Here is a 26,160-nt window from a genome sequence, read left to right as displayed (position 1 = left end):
AAAGTCTAACTTTCTTTTGCTGTTGAAATAAGTCTATAAATCTGTATAATTAATTTATAGCAAGGAATAGTTAGAAGGAATTTATTGATTATAGATGGAAGTTGGAGTGAAAAAATATGAGAATGCGTAAAAAGCCTTGGGCTAGACCAGAATTAGAGGCATGTAAGTTCTTTATACAAAATCCAAGTGAGTATAAAGGAAGATGGAAAGAGTTTTTCGGCAATGATAAGCCTATATACATGGAATTAGGATGTGGAAAAGGAACATTCATGGCTGTTCATGGTTCAGAAAATCCTGATAAGAATTATATTACTATAGATATAAAAGATGAAGTTTTAGTGTTAGCTAAGAGAAATATTGAAGCAGCTTATGAGAAAAAAGGGCAAGAAATAGATAATGTTGCATTAATGTCACAAGAAATTGCTATAATTGATAACATGTTAGGTGACGGTGATGAAATAAGTAGAATATACATTAACTTCTGTAATCCATGGCCAAAAGATAGACATAAAAAAAGAAGACTTACTCATCCTAGACAAATTGAAAAATATAAAAAATTTTTAAAGGATGGTTCAGAAATCTGGTTTAAGACAGATGATGATGAGCTGTTTGATGAATCTTTAGAATACTTTAAAGAATGTAATTTGGAAACAAAATTTATCACAAGGGATTTACATAACAGTGGATTTGGAGGAAATGTAGTTACAGAGCATGAAAGAATGTTTACAGAGCAAGGGATAAAGACTAAATTCATAATTCTACAATATAATAAATAAAGAATAAAAAGGTTTAATTATAAATAAAATTGTAATTAAGCCTTTATTATTTTTTAGTAAAAATTAAAAACTATCTCTAAAATAATTATAGATTTACACTTAAAGGTTAATAATATTAACAAGTAAAAAGTAAATACCAAAAACAATAAGGAATTAAAGAATATTATTTGAAGGATTAATTAGCTGATTTCAAAAATAATATCTTAATGGTGGTTATTATGAATTTATTTGTTTTAATGGTAGTATTATCACCTTTTACAGCAGTTATACCTGGAATATATGGGATATATATCTTATATAAGAAAAAAGCAGAGGTGCTTAAAAACTATCTAACTGTAAGTTTGATGTTACTTTTTTTATGCTTTTTCCTTAGTGGGGTGGTGAATGCAAGCATTTTATCTGTATGTGGCTCTTTTTTACTATTAATCTATATAGGGATAGCCATATTAAGTCAGAAATATTTTGTAACTCAAAAGAGGGTGAATGATGTTTTAAGGTTATTATTAAAGCTATCATCCTTAACAGCTTTAATTGGTATTGTAGAAAAGATAGTATTTATTTTTAATGGGAAAGAAAATCATAGAATATTTAGTACATATGGAAATCCTAATATGACAGGTGCATGGTTTGGCAGTATGATACTAATAGCCATGTTTTTAAAAGATGGTCATAGTGATAAAACTGAAAATAAAAAGCTAAATCTTTTATTGGTACTTATGACTGTAGCGTTACTACTAACTGAATCAACAGGAGCTTTTATTGCTCTATTATCATCTATGGGAGCTTATTTTTTGGTGGATAAAAATAGAGAAACTAAGAAGAGTATAATAATGATTATGACCATTATATTTGTTATAGTATCATTTGTGTTTTTTCAAAGAAGCATTAATTCAATAACTGTAATAGATGAATTGAGAACATCTTTTAGTTCCCGTTATGATATTTGGTTTGGTTCAGTTGAAATGTTTTTAATAAAGCCATTGTTAGGATGGGGAGCACTAGGAACATTAGAGCATGGAATTGACTTCATGTATAATAATGGCAATGTAATTCATTCACATAATATTTGGTTAACTTTTTTAGTTTCTGGTGGAATTTTAGCATTTAGTATATATATTTTTGTTAAAATTAAAATTTTTAAAGATTTGCTGATAATATATATAAGATATGATCATTATGTATGTTTATTAACTGCTTTGAATATGATGGTTATAATTCAAGGACTAGTAGATTGTAGTGTTTATGCGCCCCAGTTAGGTATGTTGTTTATTGCTGCTAATTCAATACTGTTTAATATAGCAAATGGAAGGATAAAGGAAAATGAAAAGATAGAGGAAGGAGAAATTGAAGATTGCAATAAGGATATGGTGGCAAACTAAAATAATTGATAAGTTAGTAATTGAAAATGAAAAATTAAGGAAGGGACTCTGATGAGTTCCTTTTATATTAGATTTTAAAATATAGATAATTATCCATTATCAAATTTCAATTAAATAGGGTGGACTTTATTTGTCATACCGTGTAAAATAAAGTATTAGTCATTATGTTAAAAAGAAGAAAGGATGATATAGATGAATGGAACTTGGGTAGAAGTTAGAGTTATAACAATAAGTGAAGCTTTAGAACCAATAGCAGGAATATTTTATGGATTAGATTGTAAGGGAGTTGCAATAGAAGACCCTAATGATATATTAGGAAGAGAGCAAGGACCTTTAACTTGGGATTTTGCTGATATTAATGTTTTAGAACATAGAGGAGAAGCAGCTGTAGTAAAAGGTTATTTCTCAGAAGAAGATAATGTTGAAGAGATAGTTACATATATAGAAGAAAAGGTTAATGAAATAAAAGAACTGGGAATAAACGTTGGTGAAGGAAAGGTTGAAAGTGAAGTTAAATATGAAAAAGATTGGGCTGACACTTGGAAACAATATTATAAACCAGTTTTAGTTGGAGAAAGAATAGTGGTTAAACCGATATGGGAAGAGTATGAGCCAAAGGGCAATGAATTAGTGGTTGAATTAGATCCAGGCATGGCATTTGGTACAGGAACTCACGAAACTACAAGAATGTGCATACAGGCATTAGAAAGATATGTAAATGAAGATGCTACAGTGTTTGATGTAGGATGTGGTTCAGGAATATTAACAATTGCAGCGGCTAAATTAGGAGCAAAATTATCAGTTGGGGTAGATTTAGATCCAGTAGCTGTTGAATCATCAAAGGAAAATGTAACATACAATAAATTAAACAACATAGAAATCTTAGAAGGAAACTTAGTGGAAGTAATAGATGGTAAAGCTGATGTTGTTGTTGCTAATATATTAGCAGAAATAATATGTATATTAACAGATGATGTTAAGAGAGTATTAAAGGATAATGGTATATTTATTACATCAGGAATAATTCACGATAGAGTGGAAATGGTATGTGAAAAACTAGAAGCTACTGGGTTTGAAGTTATAGAAAAGAACAGAGATGGAGAATGGAATTGTATAGTAGCTAAATTAAAATAGTTTATAGGAGCTAAGGAAAATGCATAAATTTTTTACACCTAAAGAATTAATAAGTGAAAATATAGCCAAAATAATAGGTGAAGATGTTAAGCATATTATTAAGGTTTTAAGGATAGAAGCAGGAGAAAAGGTTGTTTTGAACGATTGTCAAGGTACAGAATACCTTGCAGTGATAAGCTCTACTAGCAAACAAGAAGTTGAATTTGAAATACTTGAGAAGCTAGATGTAAACAATGAAAGTCCTGTTAAAATACACCTATATCAAGGGCTTCCAAAGGCTCAAAAGATGGATTTAATAGTACAAAAAGGAACAGAGCTAGGAATTAGTGATTTCATACCTGTAATAACTTTAAGAGTTGATGTAAAACTGAAAGGTGAATTTAAAAAACTAGATAGGCTTAATAGAATAGCATTAGAGGCAGCAAAGCAAAGTAAAAGAAGTATAGTGCCTAAGGTATTAGAACCTATAAGTTTTGATGAGGCATTAGAAAGTATGAAGGAGTTAGATTTAATAATTGTTCCTTATGAAAATGCAGAAGGGTTTGGCATAAAATCGTTGATTAATAAATTAAGAGAAGAAAATGCTACATTAAATGAAATTAGTGAAGTAGGAATATTTATTGGACCTGAAGGTGGAATTGAGGAAGATGAGATATTAAAATTGAAAGAAATAGGAGCTCATATAGTTACTTTAGGAAACAGAATTTTAAGAACGGAAACTGCTGGTTTTACGGCAGCTTCATTAATTCAATATGAGCTTGGAGATTTAGGAGGAATTATTTAATGAAAGTTGCATTTGCTACTTTAGGGTGCAGAGTTAATTTTTATGAGTCAGAAGCAATGGCTGAAAAATTTATTAGAGAGGGGTATGAAGTTGTAGACTTTGATACTTTTGCTGATGTATATGTAATAAACACTTGTACTGTTACAAATATGGGAGATAAAAAATCAAGACAAATTATAAGTAGAGCTAGAAGAAGCAATCCAGAGGCTATAATAGCTGCTGTAGGATGTTACTCACAAATGTCTCCTAAAGAAGTGTCAGCAATAGAAGGTGTTGATGTAGTCCTTGGAACACGTAATAAAGGAGATGTAGTTTATTATGTAAATAAGGCTAGAGAAGAAGGCGAGCCTCAAGTTCATGTAGAAGGCGTACTTAAAAATAAGAAGTTTGAAGATTTAAAGATAGAAGAATATCAAGATAAAACAAGAGCTTTCTTAAAAATACAAGATGGATGTAATAGATTCTGTACTTTCTGTACAATACCATATGCAAGAGGGTCTGTATGTTCAAAAGACCCAAATAAAGTTATAGAAGAAGTAAAAGAATTAGCAACTAATGGATTTAAAGAAGTTATTTTATCAGGTATACACACAGCATCATATGGTCTTGATTTAGAAGGTACAGTAAATCTTCTTACTATAATTGAAGACATTGAAGCTATTGATGGTATAGAAAGAATAAGAATAGGTTCATTAGAACCAGGATTCTTTAGTGAAGAAAATATTGAAAAAATCAAAGGTTTTAAGAAATTATGCCCTCACTTCCACTTATCTCTTCAAAGTGGATGTAATACAGTGTTAAAGAGAATGAATAGAAGATACTCAGCTGAGGAATATAAAATGGCTGTAGAAAACATAAGAAAAGCGATACCATATGTATCGATTTCTACAGATGTAATTGTTGGATTCCCAGGAGAAACTGAAGAAGAATTTAATGAAACATATAAATTTTTACAAGATATTAAGTTGACAAAAACACATGTATTTAAATATAGTCCAAGAAAAGGTACAAAGGCAGCAGATATGCCTAATCAAATTGATGGAAGGACTAAAGATGAAAGAAGTAAGCTTTTAATTGAACTTAGTAACAAAAATGAACATGACTTTATTGAAAAGTTTGTAGGAAAAGAAATGGATATTTTAGTTGAAAAAGAATTAAAAGATAGACCTAATATATTTGAAGGGTATACGAAAAATTATATAAAAGTTGAGATTGATTGTATGGCAGCAGATATAACTGGTAAAATAGTAGATATAAAGATTGAAAAAGCAGAGGGAGAATATGCTATTGGAGATCTCTTATAGTTAAATACTGAATAACGCTACGATTATTAATTAGTTAAGTATTAATTTTAACTATGGAAGTGTTTAACTAGCCAAAGGCTACTTAACTAATTACTATAACGTTTAATTATAAAGAAGGGTGGTGAAGTTTATGAGTGATTGTATTTTTTGTAAGATTATAAAAAGTGAAATACCTTCAAAAAAAATATATGAAGATGAAAAAGTATTAGCTTTTTATGATATTAGTCCAGAAGCGCCAGTTCATTTTTTAGTTATACCAAAAGAGCATATAGTAAGTGCTAATGATATAACAGAAAAAAATGCAGAAGTTGTTTCACATATATTTGTTGTTATTAATAAAATAGCAAGAGAGTTAAAAATTAATGAAACGGGCTATAGAATAGTAAATAACTGTGGAGAACAGGGTGGTCAGACTGTAGGACATATGCATTTCCATGTGTTAGGTGCAAGGGATATGAAGTGGCCACCAGGCTAATAAGAAAAATAAATTTTATTGACATTTTAAGTTAAACTATAGTATAATATAGTATGTGTTATTAAGCCTGTAGCTTTAGTTTGTCGGACTAAATTGAGCTAGCGGAGGGAGGGATAATAGATGTCAGAAATCAAAGTTGGAGAAAACGAAACACTTGAAAGCGCATTAAGAAGATTTAAGAGAAAATGTGCAAGAGCTGGAGTTCTTTCAGAAGTTAGAAAGAGAGAACATTATGAAAAACCAAGCGTTAAGAGAAAGAAGAAATCAGAAGCTGCGAGAAAGAGAAAGTTCAAGTAGGATTTATAAAACTATTTTTTGGTCTATATATTATGCTTAAGACAATGAGATTATTCATTAGAAAGAGAGAAGTAAGCAATGATTAAATATTTGCTAGACTTCAAAAAAGGAATGATAAAATATATTTATGTATATTTTATGAAGTGCCTTCCTCAGCATTTTAAAGAAGATAAATTTTACGGTCGTAAGAAGCTTAGCTACTTAAATTGGCAAAATAGCATAAAGCATAGATAAGCTTTTGTCATAAGTGAATTAGAGACTTATAGTTCATATAGATTATGTTTTAAATTAAATAGTTAGATAATAATGTTAAATATTTAAGGACTCAATTATATTGAGTCCTTTTTTTATGCAAAAATATGAATAATTTTTGCTAGATACTTTTTTATATAAATTGTGATTTTATTAGTTACATAAACATAAAGTACATTGAAGGAATATTATTTAGGAGAGGTCTCATGGAAGATAAGCTAAAAAAGAGAAAAAAGGTTTTAGTAGATAAATTGGAAATGCCTAAGGAAATTGTTTTAGATGTACCTAGGATTACTGTAATTGGGCGTAACGAAATAACTATTGAAAATCATAAGGGAATACTTATTTTTGAAAAGAATGAAATAAAAATAAAAACAAGTCTTGAGCCGTTAACGATAAAAGGAAATTCTTTTGAAATATTATATATAGCTACTTCTACTTTGATTATAAGTGGATATTTTGATTATATAGGGTATGGGGAGTGATGTTTAATATATGGAAGGGATAAAAAAAGGGAAAATAAAAGTTGAAATACTAGTAAAAGATATAGAGAAGATACTTAATATACTATGGCTTCAAAATATAGCAGTAAGTAAAGTTATAAAAGTAAATATAACTACCTTAAGGTTGGAAGTAGATTATATAAATTATGGTAGATTATGTGAGGTAGTACGTTCTGTTGGTGGTAAGGTAAGAGTATTAGAAGGAAAAGGGCTTATATTTTTACTAGGAAAGATGAAGAAGAGATATTCAATAGTAATAGCTGTTGTAGTGTTTTTTGCAATTATATATTTTTTATCAACGTATATATGGTCTATAGATATAACTGTAGGGAAGAATGTTACACCCTTTGAAATAAGAGAACAACTTAAGGAAATAGGAGTATCTCCAGGGGTAAGGAAAAGCTCTTTAGATGAAAAAGAAATAGAAAGGAAATTAGAAAGCTTAAATTCTGAAATTTTGTGGTTAAGGGTAAGGGTTGAAGGGTCAATATTAAAGGTTGTAATTACTGAAAAAGTAAATCCGCCAGTGAAAGATGAAGATAAGTATGGTAACCTTGTGGCTGATATGGATGGTCAGATAAAGAGGATTTATACTTATTCAGGAAGAGCTGTTGTAAAAAATGATGATATAGTAAAAAAAGGTGCAGTAGTTATTGAAGGGATAGATGGTAATGAAGGTGGAGAATATGTAGTAAGACCAAGTGGTATGGTTATTGCTAATACATTTTATGAAAAGGAAATGAATATTAAAATATCAGGAGTTGAATATAAGAGAAGTGGAAACAAAGATTTAGATATTTATATAGAGCTTTTTGGTAAGAAAATATATCTTAAAAAATCTACAAAAGATTTTGAAAAGTATGATAAAATAGAAAAGAGTGGCAAAATATTTAATGAAGTGATATATTATGAAAGAGTAGCATCCACCATTGAAATTACTGAAAGTGAAGGAGTTAAATCGGTTTTAGATACTTTAGAAAAATCATTGTCTAAGGATTTAAAAAGAGATAGTAAAATTATAGATAAAATAGTCACAAAAGAAAGAATTGATGATGAATACTTAAATATAAAAGTCGTTTTTGTTGTAGAACAAAATATTGTAAGTGATGAGGTTGTAGAGTATTGAGGTTACTAAAGGATGAGAAGGTGATTTAAATGATGAAAAAACAAAATAATAGTAAAAGAAATTGGAAGAAGTTCTATATATTTTCTGCACTTATCTTTATTACTTATTTCATTTTATTAACTGCTGTAACTCCTAAAAAGTACAATTTAGTTAAGGGAGATATAGCAAGTGAAGATATTAAGGCTACAAGAGATATTGTAGATGAAGAGGCTACTGAAGTGAAAGAAAATGAAGCACGGGAATTAGTTCCTAAACAGTTTTCTTTAAAGACTGATGTAAAAATAGAAGCTTTTCAAAATATAACAAATTTTTTTAATAAATTAATTAATTTAAAAAGTAGTGAAGAGGATGAAACATTAAAAATAACGGCATTAAAGAAATTTGGAAGTTTTACACTTAGTGATACAGAATACAAAGCATTGCTAGGTTTGACAGTTGAAAAAGATACAGAGATTCAAAGAATAATGCTAAATATACTGGATACGGTATATGCAGATAGCATATCTGAAGACAATGATAAAGAATTAGAATCTGCTAAAGAAGTAGCAGAAGAAAAAATATTAGATACTGAGATCGATGCAAATATTAAATCTATTATGATTAAAATGATTAATAGCCAGATAAAGCCTAATTATGTAGAAGATACTGAAAAAAGAGAAGAATTAATTAAGGAAGCTCTTAAATCTGTAGAAAAGGTGATGATTAAAAAGAATCAGACAGTAGTTAAGGAAGGTGAGCCTATTACAGAAAGGCAAATAAAAATACTTACTGAATTAGGTCTAGTTGGAGATTATATGGGAAGAGGCTCACTGGTTACTTATATAATATTAGGAGTTTTAGTGATGACTGTTTTTGTGTTGGAGTATTTCATAATAAAGAAAGAAATAGCACAAAATTATAAGATGGCTATTTTAATTTTATTGCTTAATATAATAACACTTATATTATCTTTTGGTTTAAAGAGTTTATCGATTTTTATAATTCCTATTGCTTGTGTACCAATGATTATGGCAGTGCTGATAGATTATAGAATCTCTCTTTTAATAAATATAATAAATCTAATTTTGGTAAGTATCATAGTTGAATTCAATCCACAATTTATTCTTATGGCTTTATTAAGTATAATTGTTGCTGTAAGTACATTGAAAAGAGCTAATCAAAGAAATGACATATTATACTCAACGGTATATGTAGGAATAGTAGCAGCTATAGTAGTTTTTGCTACAGGAATGCTTTTATCAAGTGATATAACTGTAATATTAAAAAATGCAAGTTGTGTAGCTGTTAGTTCTGTTATTTCTGGAATTCTTGCTGTAGGTATGCTACCATTTTTAGAATCAAGTTTCAATATAAATACTAATATGAGTTTGTTAGAACTGGCAAACCCTAATAGTCCGTTATTAAAGAGACTTTTGATGGAAGCACCAGGAACATATCACCATAGTATCATGGTAGCTAATCTGGCGGAAGTGGCAGCAGAAGAAATAAATGCTAATTCAGTAATTGTAAGAGTTGGAGCATATTATCATGATGTTGGAAAGATAGTAAGACCTCTTTTCTTTGGAGAAAATCAAATTGGTCAGGATAATCCTCATAATAGAATAAATCCTAATTTAAGTGCATCACTTATTATTTCTCACGTAAAAGATGGTGGGGAGTTAGCAGATGAATATAAGCTACCTAAAGTTATAAAAGATATAATATTAGAGCATCATGGAACAACTATGGTGAAATATTTCTATTTTACAGCAAAGAAAAATGCAGATAATCCAGATGATGTTAAGGAAGAGGATTTTAGATATGAAGGACCAATTCCAAGTTCAAGGGAAGCTGGGATAGTAATGTTGGCAGATAGTGTTGAAGCATCAGTACGTTCAATCAAAGAGCCTACTATTGAAAAAATAGAAGATATGGTTAATAATATCATTAATGATAAGTTGAATTCTCATCAATTAGATGACTGTGAACTAACTTTAAAAGATATTGCTACTATAAAGAAATGTTTTTTAAAAGTTTTAAACGGACTTTATCATAAAAGGATAGAGTATCCGAAGGAGGAAAAGTAGATGAGAAGGTGAAAGCCTTCTTATTTATTTATGATTTGTAAAATTAATCATTTTAGAAGTATACATAAAAGGAGTTTAAAAATGATTTATACTGATAATAGACAAGAAAAATTAAATGTTGATGAAGAATTTATTAATTCTTTAGAGAAAGTATGTGATTTTGTATTAAAAAAAGAGGAAGTAAATTGTAGGTATCAAATTTCATTACTATTTGTAGATAATGATGGGATTAGAGAAATAAATAGAGAAACAAGAAATATTGATAGAGCAACCGATGTGTTATCATTCCCTATGCTTGATTATCCAAACAAAAAGTTTTTTAAAGATGTTTATATGGATTACAAATTTGATGAAACTTTTTTAGATGGCGACGAATTAGTTTTAGGTGATATAGTTTTATCATTAGAAAGAGCGTTAGAACAAAGTGAGGAATATAATCATTCATATAAAAGGGAAGTATCATATTTAGTTGTACATTCAATATTACATCTTCTAGGATATGATCATATGGAGGAAGATGACAAATTAATTATGAGAAAAAGAGAAGAAGAGTTACTAGGAGAATTAAATATTTCAAGATAGGTAATTTTTAGGGAGTTGAAGGATTAATGGGAATGAAGAAAATGCTGGAGAGTTTTAATCATGCAATAAATGGGATTGTTGATACTGCTAGAACACAGAGAAATATGAAAATTCATTTGGTGGCAGCAGTATTGGTGCTAGGTGCATGTTTTTTCTTAGATATATCTAAGGGGGAGTTTTTAGCTTTAGCAATAACCATAACTATGGTTATTGTTGCTGAAATGATTAATACAGCTATTGAAGCAGTGGTTGATTTAAATACAAATTTCTATCATCCATTGTCAAAAGTAGCTAAGAATACAGCAGCAGGTGCAGTTCTAATTACTGCAATAAATGCAGTTTTGGTAGGTTACATAGTTTTTTGGGATAAGTTATCACAATTTTCTTATGAGATTGTCCATAAAGTAAAAAAATCTGAGCCGTATATGATATTTATAGCTCTTGTGATTGTAATAATAACAACGGTGATAGTTAAAGCAATTTTTGGTGAAGGAACGCCGCTTAAGGGAGGAATGCCAAGTGGGCATAGTGCATTAGCATTTTCACTATCTACAGCAATATCCCTTATAACAGAGAAACCTATATGCATAATTCTAGCTTATCTTATGGCTTTTATTACTGCCCAAAGTAGGGTAGATTCAGAAGTTCACTCTGTCTTTGAAGTAATAGTAGGTGGACTTTTAGGTATTTTACTGACATTATTAGTATTTACAATATTTAAGCTGTAATAAATTGAGGAAATAGTATATAATAAAGTTCAATAAAAGATGTATTAGCGTAAAAAGTCTCAAGAGGAGACTTAAGTAAACAGGAGGAAATGATGTTTAAATCAGGATTTGTAACAATTGTAGGAAGACCAAATGTTGGGAAATCAACGTTAACAAATAAAATAATGGGTGAAAAATTATCTATAGTATCTAATAAACCACAAACTACTAGAAATAATATACAAACAATACTTACTGGGGAAGATTATCAAATAGTATTTGTTGATACTCCAGGTATACATAAACCTAAACATAAATTAGGTGAGTATATGGTTAATTCAGCAAAGGATTCCATTAAAGAAGTGGACTTAGTTTTATTCCTTATTAATCCATGTGATGAAATTGGTAAAGGTGATAAATTTATCATTGAAGCATTAAAATCACAAAATGCTCCAGTATTTTTAGTTGTGAATAAGGTTGATGAAAATACTCATGAAAGAGTAGCAAAAACACTTGATATGTATTCAAAAGAATATGATTTTAAAGAAATAATACCGATATCAGCTTTAAGAGGAAAAAATGTTGATACTTTAGTGGAGCTTATGGTTCAGAATCTTCCAGAAGGTCCACAATTCTATCCAGAAGATATGATAACAGATGTACAAGAAAGATTTATAGTTTCAGAAATAGTAAGAGAAAAAGCATTAAGAAATTTAAGAGACGAAGTACCACATGGTATAGCTGTAGATATAATACAAATGAAGCAAAATGAAAAAGGAACATATCATATAGAAGTAGACTTAATATGTGAAAAAACATCACATAAAGGAATAATAATAGGTAAAAATGGAGCAGTACTAAAGAAAATTGGTGAAACTGCAAGATATGAAATAGAAAAACTTTTAAATGCAAAGGTAAACTTAAAAATATGGGTTAAGGTTAGAAAAGAATGGAGAGATAATAATTTACTACTTAAGGAATTAGGATATAAGAAATTAAAATAATAGGGGATGGACAGTTTTGGCACTGGTAAAAACTAAGGGAGTCATTATAAAAGTACAAGATTACAAGGAAAATGATAAACTGCTATGGATGTATACAGAGGAGTTAGGTAAGGTAACTTGTATAGCTAAAGGTGCAAAGAGAAGTAAAAGCCAGCTTTTATCAGTTACACTACCTCTATGTTTTGGTGAATATCTGTTATTTAAAGGCAAGAATTTATATAATCTTCAGGAAGGAAAAATAATAAATTCATTCCAAGGGTTATTGAATAATCTGGAAAAGTTAACATATTCATCTTATTTATGTGAACTAATTGATATATGTGTAGAAAGTGATGAAACAAATGCTACACTATTTAAAGAATTTATGGTCTGTCTTTATTTATTAAATACAGATGTACTAGATTATGAGCTACTGGTAAGAGCATTTGAACTAAGGCTCTTAGAAGCAACAGGATATAACTTAGAGTTAGATAAATGTTGTATTTGTAAAAATAAGATAGCAGTAGCTGATTATATATCATTATCACATTATGGTGGAGTTTGTGATGAATGCAATAAAGAATATGGTTTTTTTATCAGTAAACCTGCATATAATGCATTGAGATTTTTAAAGAATACACCAATGGATAAAGTATATAGGCTAAACGTAAATAATGAAATAAAAAAGCAGATGGAAAGAGTGGTTACTAATATAATTGCTAATAATTACTCTAAAAGACCAAAGAGCTTGGAAATGTTAAGTTATATAAAGGAGTGATAGGTATGGAAATAACACTTGAAAAAGTTGATCAGGTAAGGGAAAGGACAGGAGTATCTTATGCTAAGGCAAAAGAAACATTAGAGCATACTAAAGGCGATGTTTTAGATGCAATTATTCTTTTAGAAGATGAAATGAAAAATGAAAATTCCTCTAATGATAAAATGGCAGGAAATAATACTACAGAAACTATTGAAGAATTTAAGGTATGGCTTAAAGAACTTATTAACAAGGGAAATATATCTAGAATAAGAGTATCAAAGGATGAAAAGGTATTAGTTGATGTTCCAGTAAATGCAGGAATTGCAGCTGGTATAATCAGTATCATAATTCCACCAATCTTAGCTTTTGTAGTAGTGGCTGCGGTGGTAACGCAAGTTACTATTGAAATAACAAAGAGTGATGGAAATGTAGAAGTCGTAAACAAATACATTACCAAGACTGTTAATGATGTAAAAGAAAAAGCAGCAGACTTAACAGAAAAAGTAAAAGAAAAATTTGAAGATATTAATGTAGATATAGGCAGTAGTACTTCAAAAAATAAGGATACAGACCTAGGTGAAAATACGTTTACTTACACTGTTAAATTTGAAGATATAGATGATAAAAAAGAATAGCGAAGAAAATAAAAGAAAAATAGAGATATTTCATTTGAAATAATGATAAACTATATGTATTCAGATAATTTGATTGAATTTTCAGAAAAATCAGCATAGAAAAAAAAAGATAAAATGTTATAATTATACTGTAAATATGAAAATATAAAAGTTATCTGAATATTTCTATTTGTTTAGAAAGAGGGATTAATTTGAAATTTTCACAAAGACAAGAGGAAATAATAAAGTTAGTCAAAGAGGGACAGCCTATAACTAGTGAAAATTTAGCCGAAAAACTAGGTGTTACTAGGGCAGCTTTAAGAGCAGATTTGGCTATACTAACAATGACAGGGACTTTAGATGCAAGACCTAAAGTAGGATATGTTTATTTAGGACGAAAAACCAATGGAGATGTTTTGGAAAACCTACTAAAAATAAGAGCAGGAGACGTAATGTCAAAGCCTGTAACCGTTAATGAAAATACTATGGTTTACGATGCGATAGTATATTTATTTTTAAACGATGTAGGAACTTTATTTGTAGAAAATAATGATGCTTTAGTTGGAGCAGTGTCTAGAAAGGATTTCTTAAAGATAGCTATTGGTGGCACTGATATTCATAAGGTACCTGTAGGTGTAATAATGACAAGAATGCCTAACATAATATGTGGTAGCAGGGACGATAGTGCAATAATTCTAGCTAAAAAAATAATAGAACATGAAATAGACAGTATACCAATTGTTGAAAAGGTAAAAAGTGATGATGGTTCTAGGGAAGTAATTAAGATAGTTGGTAAGATGTCAAAGACAAATATTACAAAACTATTTGCAGGATTAGGGGAAGAGAACTAAGGTTAATAAAATTAACTGCAAAAGAAAAGGGTTTATATCATACGTAGGATAAGAGCTATTTAATAGTGGCTTTTAGCTAATTTAAATACTTATAAATAGTTTATTTATAAGTATTTATTATTACTCTCAAAATAAAGGCTTATGAAAGCTTTTATACTTAAGTGCGCTACGGAGCTAAGCTTCGATAGTATATACATTTATAGATTAAAATGATCGGAGGAGTATTGAGATGAATAATAAAAAGTATGTTTACCTTTTCAAAGAGGGAAATGAAACAATGAGGAACCTACTTGGAGGTAAAGGAGCAAACTTAGCAGAAATGACCATATTAGGAATTCCTGTTCCACAAGGATTCATTGTTACAACTGAGGCTTGCAATAAATATTATAATGATGGAAAAGTAATTTCAGAAGAAGTTCTTGAACAAATTCAAAATCATATTGCAAAATTAGAAGAAATAACAGGTAAAAAATTTGGAAGCTTAGAAAATCCACTATTAGTATCTGTAAGGTCAGGTGCAAGAGTTTCTATGCCAGGAATGATGGATACTATTTTAAATCTTGGCTTGAATGATGAAGCAGTGGAAGTGGTAGCAAAGCAAACAAATAACCCAAGGTTTGCTTACGACTCATATAGGCGTTTTGTGCAAATGTTTTCAGATGTTGTAATGGGTGTTGAAAAAAGGCTATTTGAAAATATCATTGATGAAATGAAAGAGGCGAGAGGTGTTCATTATGATACTGAATTAACAGCAGATGATTTGAAGGAATTGGTGGTTAAATTTAAGGATTTATATAAAAAGGAAATGAAAAAAGATTTCCCACAAGATCCTAAGGAACAATTAGTTGAAGCTATAACTGCTGTATTTAGATCATGGGATAATCCAAGAGCAATAGTTTATAGAAGACTTAATGATATTCCAGGGGAATGGGGAACAGCAGTTAATGTTCAAGAGATGGTATTTGGTAACAAGGGAGATACTTCTGGAACAGGTGTTGCTTTTTCAAGAAATCCAGCTACAGGTGAAAAAGGAATATATGGTGAATATTTAATGAATGCACAAGGAGAAGATGTTGTTGCAGGTATTAGAACACCACTTTCAATCACTAAATTAAATGAGCAAAATCCAGCTTTGTATAAACAGTTTATTGATATAGTTAATAAACTTGAAAATCATTATAAAGATATGCAGGATATGGAATTTACCATTGAAGAAGGAAAGTTATTCTTCTTGCAAACAAGAAATGGTAAGAGAACAGCTCAAGCAGCCTTGAAGATTGCTGTTGACTTAGTTTCAGAAGGTATGTTAAGTAAAGAAGAAGCTATTTTAAAGGTGGAACCAAAACAATTAGATTCACTTTTACATCCAACCTTTGAAGCTTCAGCACTTAAAAATACTAAGGAAATAGCTAAGGGATTACCAGCTTCACCAGGTGCTGCTTGTGGAAAGATAGCTTTCACAGCAGAAGAAGCAAAGGAAAGAGCAGAGAAAGGTGAAAAGGTAGTTTTAGTAAGGCTTGAAACTTCACCAGAAGATATCGAAGGTATGATAGCTGCTGAAGGTATTTTAACAGTTCGTGGAGGAATGACATCACATGCTGCTGTTGTTGCTAGAGGTATGGGTACTTGTTGTGTAGCTGGATGTGGAGAATTAAAAGTAGATGAAGAAAAGAGAACTTTAGAAGTTGGAGGTAAGGTATATACTGACAAGGATTATATTTCTATTGATGGGTCAACTGGTAATATTTATGGAGAAGCAATTAAGACTGTTACTCCAGAAATATCAGGATATTTTGCAACATTTATGTCTTGGGCAGATGAGATAAGAAAGCTTCAAGTTAGGACTAATGCTGATACTCCAAGGGATACAAAGCAAGCTGTTGAATTTGGTGCAGAAGGTATTGGATTATGTAGGACTGAGCATATGTTCTTTGATGAAGATAGAATTATGCCAATGAGAGAAATGATTGTTGCTAAAACAGAAGAAGAAAGAAGAAGAGCACTTGGAAAACTTCTTCCAATGCAAAAAGGAGATTTTAAGGCCATGTATGAAGCTTTGGAAGGAAGACCAGCAACTATTAGATTCTTAGATCCACCACTACATGAATTTGTTCCTCATAGTGATGAAGAAATCAGAGAACTTGCAGGACAGATGTCATTAGATTTCGATGAATTAAAAGCTACTGTGGAGGGATTACATGAATTCAATCCTATGCTTGGTCATAGAGGATGTAGATTAGCTGTAACTTATCCAGAAATAGCTGAAATGCAAACTAGAGCTGTAATAGAAGCTGCTATAGAAGTTAAGAATGAAAAAGGGTATGATATAGTACCAGAAATAATGATTCCATTAGTTGGTGAAGTTAAAGAGTTTAAGTTTGTTAAAGATATTGTTGATAGTACTGCTAAGGCTGTAATGAATGAAAAGGGTGTTACATTAGAATATCACGTAGGTACAATGATTGAAATACCTAGAGCTGCATTAACAGCTGATGAGATTGCTAAAGAAGCTGAGTTTTTCTCATTTGGTACTAATGATTTAACTCAAATGACTTTTGGTTTTTCAAGAGATGATGCAGGTAAGTTCTTAAATGATTATTATGAAAGAAAGATTTATGAACAAGATCCATTTGCTAAATTAGATCAGGTTGGTGTAGGTCAACTTGTTAAGATGGCAGCAGAAAAAGGAAGAGCTACAAGACCAAGTATTAAATTAGGTATTTGTGGTGAACATGGAGGAGACCCATCTTCAGTTGAATTCTGTCATAATGTTGGTTTAGATTATGTATCATGCTCACCATTTAGAGTACCTCTAGCAAGACTTGCTGCTGCACAAGCTCAAGTTAAAAATCCTAGATAATTAATAAAGAGACTATATTAGAAATGATATAGTCTCTTATTAATTTTATAAAATATTTATGGAATATTTATCTTTTAAAATTCGAACAAGTCTATAGATAAAATCTAATTGAGTTTCACTTCTTTCTAAGCCTTTCTCAAGCAATGTGCAAAAGGAAATAGGATTACATTTCTTGATATTGTTATAGTAATCTCTTGAGATTTTCCAAAATTTTTGAGGAAAAGCAATATAAGCTAAAATATATTTAAAATCAGATTCAGTTAAAGAATTATTTTCTAAGTATGAATCAATAACTTTTAAAGTAAGATAAGTGCTCCAGTTAGAAGATGGACGTTTTAATAATCTTCTTAAGAAATAGGCGATATCATGTGAGCAATAATCATAAGAACATTTATCAAAATCTATTATCCATATACAATCTTTATTAATTATTATATTTTTATTTACATAGTCACCATGGCAAAGCGAGGTGGATAAATCATCTTTATCCATAGATGAAGTAAAAGAAAGGGCAAGTTTGGCAAGTTCTAAATTGTAGTCTAAATTTTTCAGAAATATTTTAGAAAACTTATCCTGATAATTATTAGCTAAATTAGCACATTTCAAAATTGAATTTAAATGTTTAGTTAGTGTAAGGTGGTAATCATCTAAAGATTGTCTTTTGACACTGCCAAAAATTGGAGTAAAATTCTTACTTGTTTTATGTATTTTGCCAAGAGTTTTAGATGATAAATAAAGATGATTAATATTATCAAAATCACACTTGTCTCCTTCTACCCAATAAGTTAAAATAAATAACATGTTATTATATATAACAAACCTATTACCATTATTTGCAGGGAGAAGTTTTGGGACTTTAATACCGTTTCTATATAGCCATTCCATAGCAGAATACACAAATAAAAGATTTGCTTCATCATAATAAACCTTTTTTATACAATAGCAATTATTATTATAATTTATCTTAAATACAGCCCGTTGCTTAGTGGTATCTTTGATTTTAACAGTATTTATATCAGCATTATATATAGAATATTTAGGTAAAATATTATTTTTAATAGTATCAATTGTCAAAAGTTCATCTATTGAAGAATTTTCTGAATTTATCATATTAAAACTCCTTCATCAATATTCATTATAATAATATTAGAATTATATTGGAAATATACATATACATTCATTAGGATGTATATATTATTTATATAATAATAGAGGAATTTTGAGATACTTATAGAATAAATTACTTTGAGGTGAGTTAAATGATAATACGTGAAAAAATAGAAAAGTTTGAGGACTTGACATTAATAAGAGAAGCAACTTTCAGTAAAAATAGTTCTGGAAGAAAGGTAACAGAAGAAAGTGACAACGTTAGAACTTGTTTTATGGTCGATCGTGATAGAATAATTCACTCAAAGTCTTTTAGAAGGTTAAAGCATAAAACTCAAGTATATATAAAGACCTTTGGAGATCATTATAGAACTAGGCTTACGCATACACTAGAAGTTTCACAGGTTGCAAGAACTATAGGAGTTGGTATTGGTCTTAATGAAAACTTGATAGAAGCCATTGCTTTAGGACATGATTTAGGGCATGTAGCATTTGCTCATAATGGAGAAGAAGTGTTAAATGCTTTTTTAGATGAAGGGTTCAGGCACAACGAACAAAGTGTAAGAGTAGTGGAGAGATTAGAGAATGATGGAAGAGGTCTTAATTTGACAGAAGAAGTTATCGATGGAATACTTCATCATAGCGGGCTGGGGGAAAGTACCTCAGAAGCAAAGACTTTAGAAGGTCGTATAGTTAGGTATAGTGATAAAATAGCCTATTTAAATCATGATATTGATGACTCTATTAGAGCAGGACTTTTAACTGAGGAATCTTTGCCCAAAGAAATAATACGCGTATTAGGAAATAGCCGTTCAGAAAGAATAGATACTTTAGTAAATGATATTATTAAAGAGACAATCAAGAATATTGGTGATGGTAAATATGGTGTAGCTCAAAGCAAAGAAGTTAAAGAAGCTATGATTGAATTAAGAAAATTTATGTTTAAAAATATATATTTAGGTGCACATTTAAAAGAAGAGAGAAATAAAGCTAAATTTGTATTAGAGCAGTTAGTTAATTACTATGTTAAAAACTCTAATGAACTGCCAGATGTATATAAAAAAATAGAAGAGAGTGAAGGAACTAAAAGAGCTGTAGCAGATTATATTGCAGGAATGAGTGATGATTATTGCTTAGCAACCTTTAATAAAATTTATGTACCTAAGTTTGTAATTTTTTAGAAAAATCAGTTTAAAATAGAGTTTTAGGGTAGAATATATGTTATAAAATATAAAGTTTTATAAGTATTTATGATTAAAAAATCATAATAATAAATTTTAAATAAATTGAGAAGGAATTTATTAAAATATGTCGAATTATATAATGTGCATTAATTTAAATATAAAGTAGGGAGGGGAATCTCCTTGCAGATTTCAGAAGAAATTATTCAAAAAATTAAAGAACAAAATGATATAGTAGATATTATTTCAGAAACTGTTAAGTTAAAAAAGACAGGAAGAAGCTTTAGTGGATTATGCCCATTTCATAATGAAAAAAGCCCATCCTTTTCTGTATCACAGGAAAAACAGATTTATAAATGTTTTGGATGTGGTGAAGCAGGTAATGTAATTTCATTTGTCATGAAGACAAAAAATATGCAATTTTTAGAAGCTGTAAGATATCTTGCAGATAGGGCAAATATACATTTAGATTTTGGTAATAAAGAAAATAATAAGACTGCACAAAAAAAAGATTTGTTATATAAGATAAATGTAGAGGCAGCAAGATTTTTCTTTTCAAATTTAATGAATAATCAAAAATCTAAAGAATATTTCTTAAATAGAGGAGTAAAGATTGAAACTATAAAGAGGTTCGGTTTAGGCTATTCAAATGATAGTTGGAACAGTCTTATTTATCACTTAAGAAAAAGAGGTTTTTCTGAAGAACTTATGACTGAAGCAGGATTAATATCTATTAACGCGGAAAAAGGTAGAAAATATGATAGGTTCAGAAATCGTGTAATGTTTCCTGTGTTTGATTATCGAGGAAAGGTTATAGGGTTTGGAGGAAGAGTTTTAGATGACTCAAAGCCTAAATACTTGAATTCACCAGAAACTTTAGTTTTTCAAAAAGGAACTAATTTATATGGTTTGAATTTTGCTTTAAAAAGCAATATGCAAGAAAGATATTTTATTATAGTTGAAGGCTATATGGATTTAATTGCTTTATATCAAAGTGGAATAACTAATGTAGTAGCCTCTTTAGGAACAGCACTAACCATCAATCAGGCTAGGTTATTAAAGAGATATGCCGATAAGGTAGTAATATCATATGATGCTGATATGGCAGGACAAATGGCAACTATGAGAGGACTTGAAATACTTAGGAATGCAGGCTTTGATGTACGAGTTTTATCGATACCAAAAGGTAAAGATCCAGATGAATTCATAAAAAGTAATGGTAAGGAAGCATTTTTAAAATTAGTAAATTCAGCAGAGCCCTTGATAGATTATAGGCTTAGAAAAGCTGAAGAAGGTATTAATTTTAGAAATACTGAAGCAATAATTAAATATTCACAAAATGTTATGGAAATTATTGCAGATCTAAATCCTTTAGAAAAAGATGTATACATAAAAAAGGCATCTGAAAATACAGGAATTAAAGAGCAAGCTTTATATGATATTTTAGGTAAAAAGCTAAATGGTGCTATGGAAAATAGCAAAAACAGATTTAGTAGAGAAAGTGAAAAAAAAATACATGCTGAAGCAGGATATATAAAGGCAGAAAGATCATTACTTAAGTTTATGATTATAGAAGCAGAGTATTTATTCTATATAATGGAAAGAATATCTGAAAAAGACTTTATTTTGGAAGAACATAAACAAATTTTCACTGTTATTATTGAGGGTAGAGGGGAAAATATTAATAATATTATATCTTACTTAGAGTCCAAATTAGATTCTGCAGAAACAATTGCAGAACTAGTAAAAATTAAAGAATGCAAAATATTCTTAGATGGTGATGTTAATAAGCAAATTGATGATTTTATTAATGAAATAAAAACTCAAAATTTAAAAATTGAAATTGAAAACTTAAAAAGACAACAAAAGGTATTAGAAGGTAAAGGCGAGGTAGAAGAGTCCATTAAATTAGCTATTAAATTATCACAATTAATGCAACGGTTAAATAATGGAAAAAGAGGGTAAGTGGTCATGAAGGAGGTAATTGATTAGTGGAAGGAAAAACAAAAGCAAACGTAGCTAAGGTAAAAGAAAATAAAGATAGAACTAATAAAATGGTTATTGTTAAGAGTTTAATTGAAAAAGGTAAAAAGAGTGGTATACTAACATATAAGGAAATAATGGATGAAATAGACCATATAGATTTAGAACCTGAACAAATTGAAAAGATTTATGAAGTTCTTGAATCAATGGGAATTGAAGTTCAAGGAGATATGAACGAAGTTAGTGGTGTTGAAGAAGAAGAATTAGAATTAGATTTATCAATACCAGAAGGTGTTGCAATTGATGATCCTGTAAGAATGTATCTTAAGGAAATTGGTAAAGTGCCACTACTTTCTTCAGAAGAAGAAATAGAATTAGCTAAGAAAATAGAAGAAGGAAGCCAATATGCAAAGAAAAAACTTGCAGAAGCTAACCTTAGACTTGTTGTTAGTATTGCGAAAAGATATGTTGGTAGAGGAATGTTATTTTTAGATTTAATTCAAGAAGGAAATTTAGGTTTAATTAAAGCTGTAGAGAAGTTTGATTATAGAAAAGGATATAAATTCTCTACTTATGCTACATGGTGGATTAGACAGGCGATAACAAGAGCTATAGCTGACCAAGCTAGAACTATTAGAATACCTGTACACATGGTAGAAACTATAAATAAGCTTATAAGAGTACAAAGACAATTACTTCAAGAATTAGGAAGAGATCCATTCCCTGAAGAAATATCAAAAGTTATGGATTTACCTGTAGAAAAGGTAAGAGAAATTCAAAAGATAGCTCAAGAGCCTGTTTCATTAGAAACACCTATAGGTGAGGAAGAAGATTCACACTTAGGAGACTTTATACCTGATGATGATGCACCAGCACCAGCTGAAGCTGCAGCTTTTACAATGTTAAAGGAACAATTAATCAATGTTTTAGATACATTAACACCTAGAGAAGAAAAAGTACTTAGATTAAGATTCGGATTAGATGATGGAAGAGCAAGAACATTAGAAGAGGTAGGAAAAGAATTTAATGTAACTAGAGAAAGAATTAGACAAATTGAAGCAAAGGCTTTAAGAAAATTAAGACACCCATCTAGAAGTAAGAAATTAAAAGATTATTTAGATTAAGAATTAGCACCTTGTGGTGCTAATTTTTATGTTTTGTGATTCATGGAAAATAATGAGAAAATAAAAATATTAAAATGTACATTAATAAATTAAATTGTTTATTTTGTAGATAAATATTTTTAAAATACGAAGAAAAAGAGGTACGAAAAATGGATGTAAGTAAAAGAATAGAATTTATAGTAGATAGCTTAGATAAAGTTGGATGTTTAGCAGATATAGGAACTGATCATGGATATGTTCCCCTTTTAGCTTTAGAAAGAGAAAAGGCTGATAAGGTAATTGCATGTGATATAAATAAGGATCCTTTAGATAAGGCTAAATTAAATGCTATTCTTGAAGGTATAGTTGGAGATGAAATAGATTTTAGATTAGGTTCTGGACTAAAACCATTAGAAATTAAAGAAGCTAATTCAGTTGTTATTGCTGGAATGGGTGGAAATTTAATAAGAGATATTCTTGAAGCTGATATAGAAAAGGTAAATTCATTAGAAGAATTAATATTAGTTCCAGCACAAAATCCAGAAGTTTTAAGAGAATACTTATATGAAAATAATTATGAAATAATAAAAGAAGATTTATGTTTTGATGAAGGTGTTTATTATGAATTATTTAAGGTTAAAAGAGCAGAAGATCATGCAACTGAACTAGACAGTATCTATTATGAAGTAAGTCCAATGTTATTAAAACAAAAACATCCTTTAATGAAAGAATATCTAGAAAGTAAAATAGAAAATTATTCTAAAATATTAGGATTCATATCTGAAGATAGCGAAAGTGCTATTTTGAGAAAGAAAGAAGTAGAAGAAAAAATTAGTATAATAAATTCCATGATGAATTATTTATAAAATAAGGTGATATAGTTATGATGTTATTAAGTGATATTATAAAATTAATTGAAGATTTTGCTCCTAAATATATCAAGGAAGATTTTGATAATGTAGGATTAATGGTAGGTGATAAGAAGAGAGGTATTTCTAAAATATTACTTGCTCTTGATTGCACAAATGAGGTTATTGAAGAGGCTAAAATAAATGGCGTAGATTTAATTATTACTCATCATCCATTGATTTTTAGAAAGCCAAGTAGTATAACAACTGATACTTTACAGGGAAGTAAGATTATGGAGCTTATAAAGCACGATATAGCCTTATACTCTGCTCACACTAACTTGGATAGTGCTAAAAATGGTATGAATGAAACTATAGCAAAAATATTAGGATTAAAAGAAAGTAAGCTTATAGAAGTAAATTTTAAAGATAATAAAGCTGGAATAGGAAGAATAGGTTTGTTAGAAGAGGAAGTTTCCATAGAAGATTATGCTAAAAAAGTAATGGCAGCATTAGGGATTAACCATGGAAGATTGGTAAAAGGTAATGAAAGTGCTAAGAAGATTGCAATAATCAATGGTAGCGGACAGGATTTTATAGGTAAAGCAGTAGCAATGGGAGCAGATACTGTGGTAACAGGTGATACTACATATCATTTTGCTTCAGATTATAAAGAAATGGGAATAAACATTATAGATATAGGGCATTTTGGATCAGAGTGGACTATATTCTTAAAGGTTATGGAAGGTTTATATAAAGATTTTAAGGATGTAGAAGTTATAGAAAGTAAAAAATGTAAAGATCCATATACATTTATATAAATACTTATTTAAATAGAGCGATTTACGCTCTATTTTTGCATATAAATAATTATAAGCAAGATTTTTATGGAGGAACATATGTCTAAAAAAACAGATTGGGGCAAAGTGGTTAGAGATACTGTTAATGATGTAATTTGTGCTATTAAAAATAGTCCTAAGTTACCAAGTACTCCAAATCCAAGAGCACGCATTTGTGTATTGGTTTTAATGATATTGACCCTTTTATTATCTGGCATAAGTTTTTACAGTTGGTTAATAATAATAATGCTTTTTATAATTTTACAATTTATCTAAAAAACATTTGTTTTATTATAGAATTTATGATAATATAAATCTTGCGAGTGATACGTGCAATCGCTGCTAGCTTTAAGCTAGGAGAGGAAAGTCGGAGCTCCAAAGGGCAGGGTGCTGGCTAACGGCCAGTCAAGGCGACTTGAAGGATAGTGCAACAGAGATATACCGCCAGAAAATCTTAGGATTTGAGTTTGCTTAAAGCAATTGGTAAGGGTGGAAAGGTGATGGTAAGAGCTCACCAGCGGTATGGAGACATATCGGCTATGTAAACCCCACCTGGAGCAAGACCGAGTAATGGCTTTATGGGGCGGCCCGTCCCGCCATGTGGTGTGTCGCTTGAGCTTGCTGGCAACAGTAAGCCTAGATAGATGATTGCTTAATACAGAACTCCGCTTATGGATTATCTCGCAACATGAAAAGCATTAGGAAATATCTAATGCTTTTCTTTTTTAATTATAAAAATAGAATTACAAAAATGTAATAAAACTGTAATATATTTAGATATAAGAAGGTGTAAAATAAAGTTATAATATAAATATAGATCAAATATATTAGGAAAAAATATGTTTTTTGATAACATAATTAAGAAAACTTAATATAAGGCGATAATAAAGTAAGAAATTTCTAAGGAGAAATAAATATGGACAAGATAACTAGTTATATAGAATCTAATGATTTTGGAGAACTTGAAGCATCAGTTAAGCATTTTAAAGGTAAACCTAGGATTACTTTCAATTATATTTTAAAAAGTAATAGCAAAAGACAAAGAAAGCTTAAGGTGCTGACTATTGAAAAAGAAGAACAGTGGTTTAAATTAAATAGCATATTAAAGATATCTAAAAAAAGGTATCAAAAAGTTATTGAAATACATGAAGATGAGTTTGAGGCAGTGATTGCTAATATTCAATATACCATAAAAATGTTTTTTGAAATAAAAAGATGGTTTGCTTCAATTGTAGAGTTTCATTATATAAAGTTTCCGGATAATATTAAAGTTTTTAATGATTTAGACTTTATTTATGGTAATGAAGACATTAGTTATAGGTTTTCGTTAAATCCTGGAGGGCTTTTAGTTAGAGTGAAATTATTAAATTATTCCAAAGGTGCAGTAGAATTGTTACAGTATATATCAGAAAGTTGTAATATGTACGGAGGAACATGTGTTATTGAAAATACTAATGAGAATAAGACAGATATATTTACAAGGGTAGAAGGATATATGGAGCCCAAGAAAAAAAGAATAGAACTTAGTGATGAAGAAATTAAAATCACAACTTAGAAGAGATTTTTAATAGGACTTTTTAGATTATTTCGTTGACTTTTACCAAAACTACATATACTATACATAAGAAGGATTGATATTTAAATAG

General features: G+C 29.6%; 25 protein-coding genes and 1 other RNA gene. 25 read left to right on the top strand and 1 reads right to left on the bottom strand.

What is annotated here, in order from left to right; all coding sequences use genetic code 11:
• Positions 1-116: 116 nt before the first annotated feature.
• The 17 genes from trmB to ppdK all read left to right on the top strand — a co-directional run bounded on the left by trmB (position 117) and on the right by ppdK (position 17,453).
• Complete coding sequence (trmB, locus tag H8R92_RS04980; RefSeq protein WP_186834863.1) at positions 117-776, top strand: tRNA (guanosine(46)-N7)-methyltransferase TrmB; 660 nt, start codon at positions 117-119, stop codon at positions 774-776.
• A gap of 218 nt (positions 777-994) precedes the next feature.
• Positions 995-2,155, top strand: a complete 1,161-nt coding sequence (locus tag H8R92_RS04975) for an O-antigen ligase family protein (RefSeq protein ID WP_186834862.1) — start codon at positions 995-997, stop codon at positions 2,153-2,155.
• 192 nt (positions 2,156-2,347) lie between these two features.
• Positions 2,348-3,289 carry a 50S ribosomal protein L11 methyltransferase gene (gene prmA, locus H8R92_RS04970; RefSeq protein WP_186834861.1) on the top strand — a complete coding sequence of 314 codons (942 nt, stop codon included), beginning with the start codon at positions 2,348-2,350 and terminating at the stop codon, positions 3,287-3,289.
• Between the two features lie 19 nt (positions 3,290-3,308).
• Positions 3,309-4,073 (top strand): RsmE family RNA methyltransferase, encoded by a 765-nt coding sequence (locus tag H8R92_RS04965; protein WP_022212572.1) that lies wholly within the window; start codon positions 3,309-3,311, stop codon positions 4,071-4,073.
• A complete protein-coding gene (mtaB, locus tag H8R92_RS04960) occupies positions 4,073-5,377 on the top strand; it encodes a tRNA (N(6)-L-threonylcarbamoyladenosine(37)-C(2))-methylthiotransferase MtaB (RefSeq protein WP_186834860.1) in 1,305 nt (434 codons plus the stop codon). Before H8R92_RS04965 ends, mtaB begins: the two co-directional genes overlap by 1 nt.
• Positions 5,378-5,507: 130 nt before the next feature.
• Entirely contained in the window at positions 5,508-5,852 is a 345-nt protein-coding gene (locus tag H8R92_RS04955) for a histidine triad nucleotide-binding protein (protein ID WP_022212570.1), read from the top strand.
• A 120-nt stretch (positions 5,853-5,972) separates the two neighbouring features.
• On the top strand, positions 5,973-6,149 hold the full coding sequence (rpsU, locus tag H8R92_RS04950; protein ID WP_003441547.1) for a 30S ribosomal protein S21: 177 nt from the start codon (positions 5,973-5,975) through the stop codon (positions 6,147-6,149).
• Between the two features lie 458 nt (positions 6,150-6,607).
• Positions 6,608-6,886, top strand: a complete 279-nt coding sequence (gene yqfC, locus H8R92_RS04945; protein WP_022212569.1) for a sporulation protein YqfC — start codon at positions 6,608-6,610, stop codon at positions 6,884-6,886.
• Between the two features lie 10 nt (positions 6,887-6,896).
• Complete coding sequence (gene yqfD / locus H8R92_RS04940; protein WP_186834859.1) at positions 6,897-8,030, top strand: sporulation protein YqfD; 1,134 nt, start codon at positions 6,897-6,899, stop codon at positions 8,028-8,030.
• A gap of 29 nt (positions 8,031-8,059) precedes the next feature.
• Positions 8,060-10,096, top strand: a complete 2,037-nt coding sequence (locus H8R92_RS04935; RefSeq protein WP_243166601.1) for an HD family phosphohydrolase — start codon at positions 8,060-8,062, stop codon at positions 10,094-10,096.
• An 81-nt stretch (positions 10,097-10,177) separates the two neighbouring features.
• Positions 10,178-10,678, top strand: a complete 501-nt coding sequence (ybeY, locus tag H8R92_RS04930) for an rRNA maturation RNase YbeY (protein WP_022212566.1) — start codon at positions 10,178-10,180, stop codon at positions 10,676-10,678.
• Between the two features lie 26 nt (positions 10,679-10,704).
• Positions 10,705-11,406, top strand: coding sequence for a diacylglycerol kinase (locus H8R92_RS04925; RefSeq protein WP_186834858.1), 702 nt, complete (start codon positions 10,705-10,707; stop codon positions 11,404-11,406).
• A gap of 92 nt (positions 11,407-11,498) precedes the next feature.
• A complete protein-coding gene (gene era, locus H8R92_RS04920) occupies positions 11,499-12,389 on the top strand; it encodes a GTPase Era (RefSeq protein WP_022212564.1) in 891 nt (296 codons plus the stop codon).
• A gap of 16 nt (positions 12,390-12,405) precedes the next feature.
• Complete coding sequence (recO, locus tag H8R92_RS04915) at positions 12,406-13,146, top strand: DNA repair protein RecO (protein ID WP_022212563.1); 741 nt, start codon at positions 12,406-12,408, stop codon at positions 13,144-13,146.
• A gap of 5 nt (positions 13,147-13,151) precedes the next feature.
• A complete protein-coding gene (locus tag H8R92_RS04910; RefSeq protein WP_022212562.1) occupies positions 13,152-13,763 on the top strand; it encodes a DUF4342 domain-containing protein in 612 nt (203 codons plus the stop codon).
• Positions 13,764-13,954: 191 nt separating this feature from the next.
• The gene (ccpN, locus tag H8R92_RS04905; protein ID WP_022212561.1) at positions 13,955-14,593 is read left to right on the top strand and encodes a transcriptional regulator CcpN; all 639 of its coding nucleotides are present in this window, start codon (positions 13,955-13,957) and stop codon (positions 14,591-14,593) included.
• A 229-nt stretch (positions 14,594-14,822) separates the two neighbouring features.
• On the top strand, positions 14,823-17,453 hold the full coding sequence (gene ppdK / locus H8R92_RS04900) for a pyruvate, phosphate dikinase (RefSeq protein WP_186834857.1): 2,631 nt from the start codon (positions 14,823-14,825) through the stop codon (positions 17,451-17,453).
• A 45-nt stretch (positions 17,454-17,498) separates the two neighbouring features.
• On the opposite strand, the gene H8R92_RS04895 is transcribed toward ppdK, so the two are convergent.
• Positions 17,499-18,563, bottom strand: a complete 1,065-nt coding sequence (locus H8R92_RS04895) for a CotS family spore coat protein (protein WP_022212559.1) — start codon at positions 18,561-18,563, stop codon at positions 17,499-17,501.
• Positions 18,564-18,712: 149 nt separating this feature from the next.
• Between H8R92_RS04895 and H8R92_RS04890 the strand changes: the two genes are divergently transcribed.
• The 8 genes from H8R92_RS04890 (at position 18,713) to H8R92_RS04855 (ending at position 26,069) form a co-directional block, all read left to right on the top strand.
• Positions 18,713-19,741 carry a deoxyguanosinetriphosphate triphosphohydrolase gene (locus tag H8R92_RS04890; protein ID WP_186834856.1) on the top strand — a complete coding sequence of 343 codons (1,029 nt, stop codon included), beginning with the start codon at positions 18,713-18,715 and terminating at the stop codon, positions 19,739-19,741.
• Between the two features lie 183 nt (positions 19,742-19,924).
• Positions 19,925-21,706, top strand: a complete 1,782-nt coding sequence (dnaG, locus tag H8R92_RS04885) for a DNA primase (RefSeq protein ID WP_186834855.1) — start codon at positions 19,925-19,927, stop codon at positions 21,704-21,706.
• Between the two features lie 26 nt (positions 21,707-21,732).
• Positions 21,733-22,848 carry an RNA polymerase sigma factor RpoD gene (gene rpoD, locus H8R92_RS04880; RefSeq protein ID WP_022212556.1) on the top strand — a complete coding sequence of 372 codons (1,116 nt, stop codon included), beginning with the start codon at positions 21,733-21,735 and terminating at the stop codon, positions 22,846-22,848.
• A 149-nt stretch (positions 22,849-22,997) separates the two neighbouring features.
• A complete protein-coding gene (locus H8R92_RS04875) occupies positions 22,998-23,693 on the top strand; it encodes a tRNA (adenine(22)-N(1))-methyltransferase (protein WP_186834854.1) in 696 nt (231 codons plus the stop codon).
• A gap of 20 nt (positions 23,694-23,713) precedes the next feature.
• Positions 23,714-24,496: a Nif3-like dinuclear metal center hexameric protein gene (locus tag H8R92_RS04870; protein ID WP_186834917.1), complete on the top strand. Its 783-nt coding sequence runs from the start codon at positions 23,714-23,716 to the stop codon at positions 24,494-24,496.
• Positions 24,497-24,574: 78 nt separating this feature from the next.
• On the top strand, positions 24,575-24,790 hold the full coding sequence (locus H8R92_RS04865; protein ID WP_022212553.1) for a hypothetical protein: 216 nt from the start codon (positions 24,575-24,577) through the stop codon (positions 24,788-24,790).
• A 44-nt stretch (positions 24,791-24,834) separates the two neighbouring features.
• Positions 24,835-25,202, top strand: an RNA gene (gene rnpB / locus H8R92_RS04860) — RNase P RNA component class A.
• Positions 25,203-25,430: 228 nt separating this feature from the next.
• Complete coding sequence (locus H8R92_RS04855; protein WP_186834853.1) at positions 25,431-26,069, top strand: hypothetical protein; 639 nt, start codon at positions 25,431-25,433, stop codon at positions 26,067-26,069.
• Positions 26,070-26,160 lie beyond the last annotated feature (91 nt).

The sequence above is a fragment of the Clostridium lentum genome, from assembly GCF_014287815.1.
In the GTDB taxonomy this organism is placed as follows: Bacteria; Bacillota; Clostridia; order Clostridiales; family Clostridiaceae; genus Clostridium; species Clostridium lentum.
The sequence above is the reverse complement of the archived record's forward strand: the minus strand, read 5'-3'. Positions and strand labels throughout refer to the sequence as shown.